This is a genomic window from Helicobacter cetorum MIT 00-7128, from assembly GCF_000259255.1.
Taxonomy (GTDB): Bacteria; Campylobacterota; Campylobacteria; order Campylobacterales; family Helicobacteraceae; genus Helicobacter; species Helicobacter cetorum_B.
Genome location: NC_017737.1, coordinates 427,161 through 441,300, shown reverse-complemented (window position 1 = coordinate 441,300; position 14,140 = coordinate 427,161). Strand labels below are relative to the sequence as shown.

The following is a 14,140-nucleotide window of genomic DNA, read 5'->3' as shown; positions in this document are numbered from 1 at the left end:
TTATGACGAGTGCGCTATTTTGGTTGCAAATTATTTTAGCAGTATTAATTGTGATTGTGGTCTTATTGCAAAAAAGTTCTAGTATTGGTTTGGGAGCTTATAGTGGGAGCAATGATTCTTTATTTGGCGCAAAAGGACCTGCAAGTTTTATGGCTAAACTCACAATGTTCTTGGGTTTGATTTTTGTTATCAATACTATTGCACTAGGATATTTGTATAACAAAGACTATAACAAAAGTATTTTAGATGACACCAAGAATAAAAAAGAACTCTCTCCTTTAATCCCTTCTTCTGGAGCTCAAAAACTTTTAGAAACGCCATCTTCTAATCTTCTAAACCCTCTTGCTCCGCTTGAAAAGCCCAAGACCATAGAGCCAAAAGCGCCAGAAAAAGAGTCTTTAAAGCCAGCAACCAACAATCAAGAAAATCCTAATAAGCCTAAACCAAGCGCACAAAATAAACCCACAACAAATGCCAAAACAAATGCTAACACCCACACCAAAGCCCAGCACAATAAAACCCATACAACCAAAAATGCTGAAAAAACTCCTAAAAAACCCACTAAAGAACAACCACATAAAAAACAAACAAAGGAAGAAAAATAATGTTACAAGCTATTTATGATGAAACCAAAGATTTAATGCAAAAAAGCGTGCAAGCCCTACATAGAGAATTTTCTACCTTGCGAAGTGCTAAGGTCTCTATCAATATTTTAGACCATATTAAAGTAGATTACTATGGCACGCCTACAGCACTCAATCAAGTAGGCTCTGTTATTGCCACTGATGCAACAACCATTCAAATCAGTCCTTGGGAAAAGAACTTATTAAAAGAAATTGAAAGGGCAATTCAAGAGGCTAATATTGGCGTTAATCCTAACAATGATGGCGAAAACATCAAATTGTTTTTCCCTCCAATGACTCAAGAGCAACGAAAGTTAATTGCTAAAGATGCCAAAGCTATGGGCGAAAAAGCTAAAGTAGCTGTGCGCAATATCCGCCAAGACGCTAATAACAAAATTAAAAAACTAGAAAAAGATAAAGAAATTACTGAAGATGAAAGCAAAAAAGCTCAAGAGCAAGTGCAGAAAATGACCGATGAGGCAAGCAAGAAAATTGAAGAAAGCGTCAAAAATAAAGAAGAAGATATTTTAAAAATCTAGGGGGCACTTATGAATGTCAAAGAATGTTACAAAAATGCTGGAGCGCTTTTAGAAGGGCATTTTTTGCTTAGTAGTGGGTTTCACTCTAATCATTACTTGCAATCTGCTAAAGTATTAGAAAACCCCCAACTAGCCCAAGAATTTGCTATCAATCTAGCCAAACAAATTAAAGAGGCTAAACTAGACATTGAGTGCGTATGCTCGCCTGCTATTGGGGGCATACTTGCTGGGTATGAACTTGCAAGGGCTTTAAATGTGCGCTTTATCTTTACTGAAAGGGTGAATGGCGTAATGACTTTAAGGCGTGGCTTTGAAGTCAAAGAGAATGAAAGGATTTTAGTGTGTGAAGATATTATCACTACCGGAAAATCCGCTATGGAATGCGCCAAAGCCTTAGAAGAAAAGGGCGCTAAAATTGTAGCTTTTGGAGCTTTAGCTAATCGTGGGATTTGCAAGCGCACACATTCTATTTTAGAGGCTAAAGAGGGCGCATGCCTACCAAGCGATTTGCCCTTTTTTGCCCTAGAGGATTTTATTTTTGATATGTATGAGCCTAGCACTTGTCCCTTATGTGCTACAAGCACTGCTATAAAACCCGGAAGTCGTGGGAACTAAAAGAAATCGTGCCAAAACTCTTTTAAAACCCTCACCCATTAAAAACGCCACAAAAAATACCTACCAACCCCACTTTTCAAAAGAACTTGGGGTTACCTTACGCTTAAAGGCTTTTATCACTGATATTTTTATGATTTATACCCCTATGCTTTATTTTATGACTTATATTGTCTTAGGGAGCGCACAAAGCTTTAGGGAAAATCAAGGTGCGATTTTTTTATGCTTATGTTGGTATGCTATTGTGCATAGTTTATTTATTGCTTTCAAAACTCAAAGCCCCGGAATGCGTTATGCAAATTTTAGATTAATCAAAAATAATGGCAAAAAAGTGGGCTTTTTCTTAGCCCTATGGCGCTTTGTTGCATGGATACTTAGCATGAGTTTGCTTATAGGGTTTATTGCACCCTTTATTTTTAAGTTTTTTTTGCATGATAAACTCAGTGGCACTCACATTGAAATCATCAAGGAAAAATAATGAAAAACTTAGTAATCTTAAGCGGAGCGGGGATTTCTGCAGAAAGTGGGATTAAGACTTTTAGAGATGCTGGAGGTTTATGGGAGGGGCATGATATTATGGAGGTTGCCTCGCCACAAGGTTGGGAAAAGAACCCACAAAAAGTGCTAGATTTTTATAACGCCAGACGCAGACAACTTTTTGAAGTCAGCCCTAATGATGCCCATAAAGCTTTAGCAAAATTAGAAAAATATTATCAAGTTAGTATCGTTACTCAAAATGTAGATGATTTACATGAAAGAGCAGGCTCTTCTAATGTTTTGCATTTGCATGGAGAATTATTGAGTGTGCGCAGTGTTAAAAATCCTCATTTAGTCTATTTGTGGGAAAAGGATTTACATTTAGGAGATTTGGCTGAAGACAAATCGCAATTACGCCCTGATATTGTATGGTTTGGCGAAAAAGTGCTGTTCTTAAAAGAGGCTATCTATTTAGTTAAAAAAGCTGATATTTTAATGATTATTGGCACTTCTTTGCAAGTCTATCCTGCAGCGAGTCTTTTTACCTATGCACCAAAGAATGCGCTCATTTATTATATTGACCCTATGGCTAAAAGTGCTCGCATGCCTAAAAATATTCAATGTATTAGTAGTAGTGCAGTGAGTGCTATGCAAGATTTAATGCCAAAACTCATAGAAAGTGCATAGCTATTTTTGATTTAAAAGAATATTTTTGATTTTTTCAGCCAAGCATTAACAAAAATATGGTTTAATCTTTGTCATCATTTGCCATAAAGTAATAAATCAAAGGAGCTTGAAAGCCTAATGCAAGAAGCTACAGAAGCATTGAATCACCCCTATTTTGGCGTTTTTGTTTTGTTAGTATTCACTTTTTGGGTGTTTAACCTAACCTTAAGAATCCAACGCTTTTTAAGCCGTAAAATGGCTCAAAAAAAAGGCGAAAAGCTTAAGCTCGCTCCGTATGAATGCGGACCTGTGGCTCTCAAACAGCCCAATAGAATCTCACACCATTTCTATATCATGGCTATGCTTTTTATTTTATTTGATGTAGAAATCGTTTTCATGTTTCCTTGGGCTATTGATTTTAGAAAGTTAGGCTTATTTGGGCTAGTTGAAATGCTAGGCTTTGTATCCTTTTTAGCTATTGGTTTTATCTATGCTCTCAAGCGAAATGCCTTAACTTGGCAAAATTTAGAGGTGAAGTAATGCAACAAGCACCAGTTGTTCTAAGCACTTTGGATAAATTATTAAATTGGGGGCGTTCTAATTCGCTTTGGCCTTTGACCTATGGCTTGGCATGTTGTGCGATTGAGATGATGGCAACAGGGGGTTCAAGGTTTGATTTTGATAGATTTGGCACGATTTTTAGAGCCAGCCCTAGACAATCTGATGTGATGATAATTGCTGGCACACTCACTAAAAAACATGCCGAGTTTATGCGTAGACTCTATGACCAAATGCCTGAACCTAAATGGGTGATTTCTATGGGAAGTTGTGCAAATACTGGCGGAATGTTTAACACTTATGCGACCGTTCAAGGGGCTGATAGAATCATTCCAGTGGATATTTATTTGCCCGGCTGTGCACCACGCCCAGAGACTTTGCAATACGCCCTTATGGTTTTACAAGATAAAATCAGACGCTCCAAAGCGATTAAACAAGACACCCCTAAAAGGTTGATTTAATGATTAGAAAGCAATCCCCTTATGAAGATGTGCAAAAACAATCACGCCAGCATGACCGCTACAAAATCATAGAACCTACCCCTAAAAAATATTTAGAAGGTAGTGCTTATGAAATTGTCTATAACCATCTCTCTTATAAGCATGAGATTTTAGACAAATACATAGAGACTCACACCGCCGTATTTTGGGTTAAAAAAGATGATATTTTTGAGATTGCCACCATACTACGCCATTTAGGTTATGAAACTCTAAGTGAAATGAGTGCGATAGATTTGTGCGCTAAAAAAGGGCATTTTGAATTGTTCTATCAATTTGTAGGTTTTGGTGATAATTGTAAGAATCGCCGCAGGGTGCGCGTGAAATGCACTTTATTGCCTAATGAGAGCATAGATTCACTAAGCTTTTTATACCGCTCGGCTAATTGGAGCGAAAGAGAAGCCTATGATATGCTTGGTATTGTGTTTGATAAGCACCCTTATTTAAAACGCATTATCATGCCTAATGATTGGGTAGGGCACCCCTTATTACGCTCTTATCCGCTTAAGGGCGATGAATTTGCCCAGTGGTATGAAGTGGATAAAATCTTTGGCAAAGAATACAGAGAAATTATTGGCAAAGAGCAACGAGATAGTGCTAGGGTAGATGAAAAAGATACCTTCAATTTTGCAAAAGTTGGCTATGAGCAAGGCAAGGGCGAAGAACTAAAAGAGATAGAAGAAAAACATGCGTTTAAGAAAATTCCTTTTGTTAAGGATTTGCACAAACTCGCTCCCACTATTTTAAAGAAGAGGCTATAAAATGGCTCAAAATTTTACCAAACTAAAACCCCAATTTGAAAATATTATCTTTGAACATGACGATAATCAAATGGTTATCAATTTTGGACCTCAACACCCTTCTAGCCATGGGCAATTACGCTTGATTTTAGAACTAGAAGGCGAAAGAATCATTAAAGCAACGCCTGAAATTGGCTATTTGCATAGGGGCTGTGAAAAGCTAGGCGAAAACATGACTTATAATGAATACATGCCTACCACAGACAGATTGGACTACACATCTTCTACAAGCAACAATTACGCTTATGCGCATGCCATAGAGACCTTGCTAGATTTAGAAATCCCGCGCCGAGCCCAAGTGATTCGCACGATTTTATTGGAATTAAACCGCATGATTTCACACATCTTTTTTATCAGCGTGCATGCCCTAGATGTAGGGGCGATGAGCGTGTTTTTATATGCGTTTAAAACAAGAGAGTATGGGCTAGATTTAATGGAGGATTATTGCGGAGCAAGATTAACACATAATGCCATAAGAATTGGTGGTGTGCCTTTAGATTTGCCCCCTAATTGGCTAGAAGGCTTAAAAAAATTCTTAGGTGAAATGAGAGAATGCAAAAAACTCATTCAAGGGTTATTAGATAATAACCGCATTTGGCGTATGCGTTTGGAAAATGTGGGCGTTGTAACGCAAAAAATGGCACAAAGTTGGGGTATGAGTGGCATTATGCTAAGAGGAACTGGCATTGCCTATGATATCAGAAAAGAAGAGCCTTATGAGCTTTATAAAGAGCTTGATTTTGATATACCGGTGGGTAATTATGGCGATAGCTATGATAGGTATTGCTTGTATATGCTAGAAATTGATGAAAGCATTCGCATTATTGAGCAACTCATTCCTATGTATGCCAAGAGCGATACGCCCATTATGGCTCAAAATCCGCATTATATTTCTATGCCCAAAGAGGATATAATGACTCAAAACTATGCTTTAATGCAACATTTTGTCTTAGTAACTCAAGGCATGCGTCCACCTGTTGGAGAGGTGTATGCACCTACAGAAAGTCCTAAGGGTGAATTAGGGTTTTTTATCCATTCAGAGGGTGAGCCCTACCCCCATAGATTAAAGATTAGAGCCCCAAGCTTTTATCACATCGGAGCTTTATCTGATATTTTAGTAGGACAATATTTAGCTGATGCAGTAACGGTTATTGGCTCAACAAATGCGGTATTTGGCGAGGTAGATAGATGAAACGCTTTGATTTACGCCCCCTAAAAGCGGATATTTTTGAACGCTTGGAACAATTGATTGAAAAAGAAATGCAACCTAGTGAAGTAGCAATTTTTATGTTTGAAGTAGGGGATTTTTCTAATATTCCTAAGAGCGCTGAATTTATTCAGGCAAAAGGACATGAACTGCTTAATTCTTTGCGTTTTAATCAAGCCGATTGGACCATTGTTGTGAAGAAAAAGGCTTAATTTTGAGTGCTTTTAACCCCCTAAATTCTCTTTTAGAAGCAAACTCATCTCTTAGCTTAGAAGAAACCTATTACTTGGAGCAATTATCTCTCAAAAAAGGTTTTAAAATAAACTATAAAGTGACTAAAGATGACTTAAATTTTTTAGAAAAAAGCGATTTATGTGTTTTGTTTGGGGGATTTTCAAACACTTATTTAAATGAAAATGAGCGTTTGTTGCTAGAAACCATCCATCAATCAAAACTCAATTACGCCCTACTAAGACCCCTACAAGACACTAGAGATTTGCAAGAAACTTGTCTTTTTATGTCTTATGAAATTAACACCGAAGTGGCAATTTTATCTTTGCTTTTAAGGGGTATTTTAGAAAAAACTTCGCAATTAAAAGGGCATGTTTTAGAAAATATAGATGTAGGGTATCTAAGCTCTGAAGCTAATATGAGCGAGGAAGAATTGCAAGAACTCATCACGCTCATTTTTGAAGCTCAAAAAGTGGTGTTTGTCCTAAATAGAGAAATCACAAAGCATGCTCATGGTTTGTTTTTATACACTCTTTTAAGCGAGTTGCAAAACCATATCCATTTAAAAATCCTACAAGTATTTTCAAGTTTTTCAGATTCAACACCTTTATTTTACCACTCAAAAGACAAAGAATTGTTGCTTAAAACAGCTTTAAAAGAACAAATCTTGCCTTTCAAGTCACAGCTCAAATCAAAAGATTTAGAGCCTTTAGAACAAATCAATGAAGCCAATGGTTCATTTGCTTATGTTAGCTATAAGACTCTTGAAACCCCCAAATTGTATTTTTCTAAACAATTTAAAATGGCCAATAAGCTCAATCATTCTAAGGCTAACATTCAAGTCTTAGATAAAACATTAGAATGCGAATTAAAAGAATGCCCTTATTTGAAAGGCTTAGTTGCGATTTTAGAAGGGGCTTTTTTTGAAACTTATCCCTATACCCCTATTACTTTCTTATCCCACTCTCAAGGAAATCTATGATTAAAGTAACCATCAATGGTAAAACAATTGAATGCGAAGAGGGACAAAGCGTTTTGGAAATTGCTAGAAGTGCTGGTATTTATATTCCAGCCATTTGTTATCTAAGCGGTTGCTCGCCCACTGTCGCATGCAAAATGTGTATGGCTGAAATGGATGGCAAACGCATTTATAGTTGTAACACTAAAGCCAAAAATAATGCAGTCATATTCACTAACACCCCCGCTTTAATGGCTGAGAGAAAAAGCATTATGCAAACTTATGATGTAAACCACCCCCTAGAATGTGGTGTGTGTGATAAGAGTGGGGAGTGTGAATTGCAAGACATGACCCATTTAACGGGCGTAGAACACCAACCCTATGCGGTTGCTGATGACATGAAAGAATTAGACACATGGGCAAAAGCCTTGTATGACCCTAATTTATGCATTATGTGTGAGAGATGTGTAACCACTTGTAAGGACAATGTGGGCGAAAATAATCTCAAAGCCACTAAAGCCAACTTACACGCCCCAGATAAATTCAAAGATAGCATGCCAAAAGATGCCTTTAGCGTGTGGAGTCGCAAGCAAAAAGGGATTATTTCTTTTGTGGGAAATACGCCTTGCTATGATTGTGGGGAATGTATTGCGGTATGCCCTGTGGGTGCGATGAGTTACAAAGACTTCGCTTACACGGCTAATGCATGGGAATTGAAAAAAATCACTTCTACTTGCTCACATTGTTCAGCGGGGTGTTTAGTTCAATATGATGTGCGTCATTTTGATACTCTAGGCGAAGAATCTAAGATTTTTAGAGTGTTGAATGATTTTTATCACAACCCTATTTGTGGGGCAGGGCGTTTTGCCTTTGATGTGAGCTCTAGCTCTAAAGGTAGCACTAATCTTAAAGAGGCTCAAAACGCCTTAAAAGAATGTAATGCGGTGCGAATAGGCGGAGATATTACGAATGAAGAGGCGTTTTTAATAGAGCGTTTGAGAAAGCAACTAGGTTTCAAAATCTATAATGAAGATTTATATCATTTCCAACAATTTTTGAAAGTATTAGGTAATATTAATTATCCTAGCATTGAAGAAATCAAAACTTCTAATCTAGTCATTACACTTGGCTCTTCTATCAAAACAGAAAACCCGCTTGTGCGTTATGCTATCAATAACGCTCTCAAACTCAATAAAGCAACTTTAGTGGTTCTACACCCTATCAAGGATAATGCGTTAGCGAATTTAAGCCGAAGTGTTCTAAATATCACACATGAAGTGGGTGCTGAAGAAATTCTTTTGGGCATGCTTTTAAAAATGCTTGATATTGAAAGCGCATGTTTAAAAAATTTAGAAGATTCCAAACAAAGCGTTGTAGATGAAGTGGCTCTAAAAAAATTAGAAGAAGAGCGTCAAAAAGCTTTAGAAGAAAAGAAGAAGCAAGAAGAAGAAAATAAAGAAAAAAACGAGCACTCAAACAACGAAGAAGTAGCCACACAAGACCAAGAACAAAAGCAAGAAGAAAATTTTGAAGTGCCTACAAAAACCACTTATTCTATGCTTGAAGAAATAGGAATAAACCTAGAGACTTATGAAAAAATTCTCGCACTCTTACAAAAATCAAGCAACACCTTGCTTGTCATAGGCGAAGAGATTTATAGCCATAAACAAGCTTTAAATATCGCTAAAATGTTGCGTTTATTAGCTCAAAAGAGTGCTATCAATTTCGCTCTTATCCCCCCTAGTGCGAACGCTCTAGGTATCGCTTCACTTTGTGAATTAAGCACACAAGATTTTGAGAATGAAAAAATTGTAGGCATTCGCGCTCAAGGGGATTTTACAATCAGTAGCGATGATAAGGTCTTTGAAAAAGGTGCAACTAACGAAGTCAATTTCATCTTGCCTAGTTTAAACCAGCTAGAAGGCACCATAACTAATATTGAAGGGCGTGTGTTACCTTTAAAACCGGCTTTAAATTTTGAAGGCTATGACTTAAGCGATATTATGCAAGGCTTTGGCTTTATTGAAGAAAATTTAATAGAATGCACCAAACAACTTCCTACAGAAGCTGGTTTTAAAGCCATAGATTTTGATAGCTTGACGAACCACTTCACTAATGATAGGGCTAATCATAGGGGCTACAAACTAGAATCAAGTCATTTTGAAAATAGCGCTAAAGAATATGAGAAGATAGAATGCGAACCGATTAAACCCCTAAAAGAAAAAATTACATTCAATGCATATTTGAAATACCCAGAAACGCAATTCAACCACGCTACTAATAAAAGTGAGAATCTGCAATTAAAAGCCGGTATTTATGTTTCTAAAGCTTTCTTAGAAAAATTGAATAAGGAAGTGGGACAAAGCATTACTTTAGCTAAAGAACAAGATGAAGTTACAGGTATTTTGTATTTAGATGAGAGTTTGGAACAAGATGTATTTATCATTTCGCCTTGTCTTTTAGATAAGATTTCTAATGAGAGCTTTTTCAAAGAGAGCGTATTTGATAGCGTGAGTTTAAAGGAGCAAGCATGAGTGCTTACATCATTGAAACTTTGATTAAAATCTTGGTTTTAGTTGCCATTTTTTCAGCCTTGGGGGGCTTTGCCACTTATATTGAGCGAAAAGTGTTAGCCTATTTTCAACGCCGTTTAGGGCCTTGCTATGTAGGGCCTTTTGGGCTTTTGCAAGTCGCTGCTGATGGTATTAAACTTTTTACCAAAGAAGACATCATTCCCCAAGGGGCGAATAAATTCATTTTCACACTAGCCCCCATTATTGCTATGGTGAGTGCGTTTGTGTCTATAGCACCTATTCCTTTTTTCCCTAATTTCACTTTGTTTGGGTATGAAATCAAGCCTATTATTTCTGATATTAACATTGGCTTTTTATTTTTCTTAGCGGTAGGTTCAGCAGGCATTTATGCACCTATTTTAGCCGGACTTGCTTCTAATAATAAATACTCTTTGATAGGCTCAGCAAGGGCTACCATTCAACTACTCAGTTTTGAAGTGGTAAGCACCTTAACGATTTTAGCTCCCTTAATGGTAGTAGGCTCGCTCTCTTTAGTAGAGATTAACCACTATCAAAGCGGTGGTTTTTTAGATTGGCTCGTATTCAAACAACCTTTGGCTTTTATTTTGTTTTTAATCGCAAGTTATGCTGAGCTTAATAGAACCCCCTTTGACTTGTTAGAGCATGAAGCAGAGATTGTAGCGGGGTATTGCACCGAATATAGTGGCTTGAAATGGGGCATGTTTTTCTTAGCTGAATACGCCCATTTATTCGCCTTTTCTTTTGTGATTTCTATTGTATTTTTTGGCGGGTTTAACGCATGGGGCTTTATTCCTGGTGGTATTGCAATTTTAATTAAAGTGTGCTTTTTTGTCTTTTTATCCATGTGGGTTAGAGCGACTTTTCCGCATGTTAGACCAGACCAGTTAATGGGCATGTGCTGGAAAATTATGTTGCCTTTAGCGTTATTAAACATTGTGCTAACAGGCATTATCATTTTGATTTAAGGAAGATTTATGGCAAAACAAGAATACAAGCAACTTCCTAAACGAGCCGAAATTCGTAGTGCTACAGAGCATTTTGCAGATACCATAAAAACAAGCCTGGGTTTGGATTTATTCAAAGGACTAGGACTCACGATTAAAGAATTTTTTAGCCCTAATGTAACCATTCATTATCCTATGGAACAACTTCCTTTAAGCCCACGCTATCGTGCAGTGCATAATTTGCAACGCCTTTTAGATTCAGGCTCTGAAAGGTGTATTGGCTGTGGGTTATGCGAAAAAATTTGCACGAGCAATTGCATAAGAATCATCACACATAAGGGCGAAGATAACCGCAAAAAGATTGATTCTTATACGATTAATTTAGGGCGTTGTATTTATTGTGGGTTATGTGCGGAAGTCTGCCCAGAACTTGCTATTGTTATGGGTAATAGGTTTGAAAATGCCAGCACTCAACGTTCTCAATATGGCTCTAAAGGTGAGTTTTTAACAAGTGAAAAAGACGCTCAAAATGGCTCGCATAAAGAGTTTTTAGGCTTTGGCTCAGTAAGCCCTAACTACAATGAACGCATAACAGCTACCCCTTTAGATTATACAACAGAACCTAAAGAAGAAGTAAGCACAGAAAACAGCACACAAGAAAGCGCTAAAACAGAAGAAAACATTACAGAAAGCGCTAAAGCAAAGACTGAAGAAAAACCTAAAGAAACCCCCATTCAAAACACAGAAACCAACAAAGGAGATGCATAATGTTTGAAACGATTGCCTTTTATTTTTTTGCAGTGCTGATTTTAAGCATGGCATTAGTGGTAATTACAACCACTAATATCCTTTATGCCATTACCGCATTAGCTAGTAGTATGGTCTTTATCTCAGCTTTTTTCTTTTTGCTTGATGCAGAGTTTTTGGGCGTGGTGCAAATCACGGTTTATGTGGGTGCAGTCATTGTGATGTATGCCTTTGGCATGATGTTTTTCAACTCAGCCGCTGAAGTAGTTGAGCGTAAGCAAAGCCCTAAAATTTTATGCGTGCTTTCCTTTGGTGTAGCGGTATTGCTTACTTTAATTTTAAGTGCGCCTAGTATTGGCGAAAATCTTGCACATCTTGGAAACGCACAAAATGCCATTGATTCACAAATTCCCAATATTAAAGTCATTGGTTATGCGCTCTTTACTAATTACTTGATTCCTTTTGAAGTGGCTGCTTTAATGCTTTTGGTCGCTTTAGTTGGAGGTATTGCTACAGGGATTCAAAAAATTCATGGGCATAGTGGCGCACAATTTGTAAAGGAATCTCTATGATAGGTTTGAATCATTACTTGATTGTGTCAGGGCTACTTTTTTGCATTGGTCTAGCGGGCATGCTAAAACGCAAAAATATTTTATTACTCTTTTTCTCTACAGAAATCATGCTCAATGCAATTAACATTGGCTTTGTAGCAATTTCAAAATACAAGCAAGATTTAGATGGGCAAATGTTTGCACTCTTTATCATTGCTATTGCAGCTAGTGAAGTGGCAATTGGTCTAGGCTTAGTCATTTTATGGTTCAAAAAACATAAGAGCCTAGACATAGACCACCTCAATGCTATGAAAGGTTGAAAGTTATGCAACACTCTTATGCTTGGCTACTCTCAGTGGTTTTATTCTCGCCCTTAGTGGGTGCGATTTATGCAGGATTATTTGGGGCTAGAGCTAAGGCGCTACACATAGGGATTTTTAATTCCTTGTGTGTATTTATCTCTCTAGTAAGCGCTTTACTTCTCTTTATTCAAGTATGGCATGGGGCTAACTATAGCACACATTTGTTTGATTGGATTGTTATAGGAAATTTTAGCGTCGGCTTTTCTCTTATGCTAGATAATATCAATGCTATAATGATTGTAGTCGTTACTCTAGTTTCTTTCTTAGTGCATGTGTATTCTATAGGCTATATGGAACATGACAAAGGGTTTAACCGCTATTTTTCTTATCTTTCTGGCTTTGTATTTTCTATGCTTGTTTTGGTTTTGAGCGATAATTTCTTAGGGCTTTTCATTGGCTGGGAAGGGGTTGGATTATGTTCTTACTTACTCATTGGCTTTTGGTATCACAAAGAAAGTGCAAATAACGCCTCTATTGAAGCCTTTGTGATGAATAGAATCACAGATTTAGGCATGCTTATGGGTATTATTTTGATTTATTGGAATTTTGGCACTCTTCAATATAAAGAAGTTTTTAGCGCACTCAATAGCGCAGATAATCAAATGCTCTTTTATATTGGCGTATTACTTTTTATTGGTGCTGTGGGTAAAAGTGCGCAATTTCCTATGCACACATGGTTAGCAAACGCTATGGAAGGGCCAACTCCTGTATCTGCCCTCATTCACGCAGCGACTATGGTAACTGCTGGAGTGTATCTAGTCATTAGGGCAAATCCTTTATATAGCTTAATTCCAGAAGTAAGCTACTTTATTGCATGCTTAGGGGCGTTTGTGGCTCTCTTTGGAGCGAGCATGGCTTTAGTCAATAAGGACTTAAAACGCATTGTAGCTTACTCTACGCTTTCTCAATTAGGCTATATGTTTGTTGCGGCGGGTCTTGGAGCTTACTGGGTCGCCCTCTTTCATCTCTTTACGCATGCGTTTTTCAAGTCGCTTCTTTTCTTAGGCTCAGGAAATGTTATGCATGCTATGGAAGATAATTTGGATATTACCAAAATGGGAGCGCTATACAAGCCTATGAGAGCTACAGCTATTTTTATGATTATAGGCTCAGTAGCGTTATGCGGTATTTATCCTTTTGCAGGATATTTTTCTAAGGATAAGATTTTAGAAGTAGCTTTTGGAATGCACCATCACATTTTATGGTTTGCGCTTTTAATTGGAGCGATTTTTACCGCCTTTTATAGTTTTAGACTAATTATGCTAGTCTTTTTCGCACCCAAACAACACACAATCCATCACCCCCATGAGGCTAAAAATTTCATGCTTTTAAGCATGTTACCCTTAGGGATTTTGGCTGTTATTGCTGGGTTTTTTGAAGAGCCATTCTTCCATTTTATTTCAAAAGTTATTCCTAATTCTTATGATGAATACCCTGTGCCTTTTATGTTATTAGTAGGAATTACCACCATTGTGGTTTTATTAAGTATTGCTTATGCTATTTATAAATACAAACATGGCATAACTTGCAAAAAAGAGGGTGGCTTTTTTTATAAACTACTTCTCAATCAATACTATATCCCTAAGCTTTATCATAAGATTGCTTGCGCCTTTAGTGCCATAGCATTATTCTTGCATAAAGTGATTGAGTTAAAAATCATTGATGCAATAGTAGATAATATTGCTAGAAGCACTTTAATTCTAGGGCGCTTATTTAGAATAAGCCAAGATGGAAACCTAACTTCTATGTTACGCTTTATGGTGGTTGGGGTTTTAATCTTGCTTGCATTTGTAGTTGTTTTTGGGAGATAGAT

Annotated in this window: 17 protein-coding genes; all 17 read left to right on the top strand. The window is 37.2% G+C overall.

What is annotated here, in order from left to right; all coding sequences use genetic code 11:
- Window positions 1–2: 2 nt before the first annotated feature.
- The 17 genes from secG (at window position 3) to nuoL (ending at window position 14,138) form a co-directional block, all read left to right on the top strand.
- On the top strand, window positions 3–605 hold the full coding sequence (gene secG / locus HCW_RS02155; protein WP_014660588.1) for a preprotein translocase subunit SecG: 603 nt from the start codon (window positions 3–5) through the stop codon (window positions 603–605).
- Complete coding sequence (gene frr, locus HCW_RS02150; RefSeq protein WP_014660587.1) at window positions 605–1,162, top strand: ribosome recycling factor; 558 nt, start codon at window positions 605–607, stop codon at window positions 1,160–1,162. The genes secG and frr overlap by 1 nt, the downstream gene beginning before the upstream one ends.
- 9 nt (window positions 1,163–1,171) lie before the next feature.
- The gene (gene pyrE, locus HCW_RS02145) at window positions 1,172–1,777 is read left to right on the top strand and encodes an orotate phosphoribosyltransferase (protein WP_014660586.1); all 606 of its coding nucleotides are present in this window, start codon (window positions 1,172–1,174) and stop codon (window positions 1,775–1,777) included.
- Between the two features lie 37 nt (window positions 1,778–1,814).
- Entirely contained in the window at window positions 1,815–2,252 is a 438-nt protein-coding gene (locus HCW_RS02140) for an RDD family protein (protein WP_231283049.1), read from the top strand.
- A complete protein-coding gene (locus tag HCW_RS02135; protein ID WP_014660584.1) occupies window positions 2,252–2,938 on the top strand; it encodes an SIR2 family NAD-dependent protein deacylase in 687 nt (228 codons plus the stop codon). Before HCW_RS02140 ends, HCW_RS02135 begins: the two co-directional genes overlap by 1 nt.
- A 117-nt stretch (window positions 2,939–3,055) precedes the next feature.
- A complete protein-coding gene (locus HCW_RS02130; protein WP_014660583.1) occupies window positions 3,056–3,457 on the top strand; it encodes an NAD(P)H-quinone oxidoreductase subunit 3 in 402 nt (133 codons plus the stop codon).
- Complete coding sequence (locus HCW_RS02125; protein WP_014660582.1) at window positions 3,457–3,936, top strand: NuoB/complex I 20 kDa subunit family protein; 480 nt, start codon at window positions 3,457–3,459, stop codon at window positions 3,934–3,936. Before HCW_RS02130 ends, HCW_RS02125 begins: the two co-directional genes overlap by 1 nt.
- The gene (locus HCW_RS02120) at window positions 3,936–4,733 is read left to right on the top strand and encodes an NADH-quinone oxidoreductase subunit C (protein ID WP_014660581.1); all 798 of its coding nucleotides are present in this window, start codon (window positions 3,936–3,938) and stop codon (window positions 4,731–4,733) included. The genes HCW_RS02125 and HCW_RS02120 overlap by 1 nt, the downstream gene beginning before the upstream one ends.
- 1 nt (window position 4,734) lies before the next feature.
- Window positions 4,735–5,964, top strand: coding sequence for an NADH dehydrogenase (quinone) subunit D (gene nuoD, locus HCW_RS02115; RefSeq protein ID WP_014660580.1), 1,230 nt, complete (start codon window positions 4,735–4,737; stop codon window positions 5,962–5,964).
- Window positions 5,961–6,191 (top strand): NADH-ubiquinone oxidoreductase subunit E family protein, encoded by a 231-nt coding sequence (locus tag HCW_RS02110; protein ID WP_014660579.1) that lies wholly within the window; start codon window positions 5,961–5,963, stop codon window positions 6,189–6,191. Before nuoD ends, HCW_RS02110 begins: the two co-directional genes overlap by 4 nt.
- A 2-nt stretch (window positions 6,192–6,193) precedes the next feature.
- Entirely contained in the window at window positions 6,194–7,192 is a 999-nt protein-coding gene (locus HCW_RS02105) for a hypothetical protein (protein ID WP_014660578.1), read from the top strand.
- Complete coding sequence (locus HCW_RS02100; RefSeq protein WP_014660577.1) at window positions 7,189–9,702, top strand: NADH-quinone oxidoreductase subunit G; 2,514 nt, start codon at window positions 7,189–7,191, stop codon at window positions 9,700–9,702. The genes HCW_RS02105 and HCW_RS02100 overlap by 4 nt, the downstream gene beginning before the upstream one ends.
- Window positions 9,699–10,688 carry an NADH-quinone oxidoreductase subunit NuoH gene (nuoH, locus tag HCW_RS02095; RefSeq protein ID WP_014660576.1) on the top strand — a complete coding sequence of 330 codons (990 nt, stop codon included), beginning with the start codon at window positions 9,699–9,701 and terminating at the stop codon, window positions 10,686–10,688. Before HCW_RS02100 ends, nuoH begins: the two co-directional genes overlap by 4 nt.
- A 9-nt stretch (window positions 10,689–10,697) precedes the next feature.
- Window positions 10,698–11,435, top strand: a complete 738-nt coding sequence (gene nuoI / locus HCW_RS02090; RefSeq protein ID WP_014660575.1) for an NADH-quinone oxidoreductase subunit NuoI — start codon at window positions 10,698–10,700, stop codon at window positions 11,433–11,435.
- On the top strand, window positions 11,435–11,986 hold the full coding sequence (locus tag HCW_RS02085) for an NADH-quinone oxidoreductase subunit J (protein WP_014660574.1): 552 nt from the start codon (window positions 11,435–11,437) through the stop codon (window positions 11,984–11,986). Before nuoI ends, HCW_RS02085 begins: the two co-directional genes overlap by 1 nt.
- Window positions 11,983–12,285, top strand: coding sequence for an NADH-quinone oxidoreductase subunit NuoK (gene nuoK / locus HCW_RS02080; RefSeq protein WP_014660573.1), 303 nt, complete (start codon window positions 11,983–11,985; stop codon window positions 12,283–12,285). The genes HCW_RS02085 and nuoK overlap by 4 nt, the downstream gene beginning before the upstream one ends.
- Window positions 12,286–12,290: 5 nt before the next feature.
- Entirely contained in the window at window positions 12,291–14,138 is a 1,848-nt protein-coding gene (gene nuoL, locus HCW_RS02075) for an NADH-quinone oxidoreductase subunit L (RefSeq protein WP_014660572.1), read from the top strand.
- Window positions 14,139–14,140: the final 2 nt, after the last annotated feature.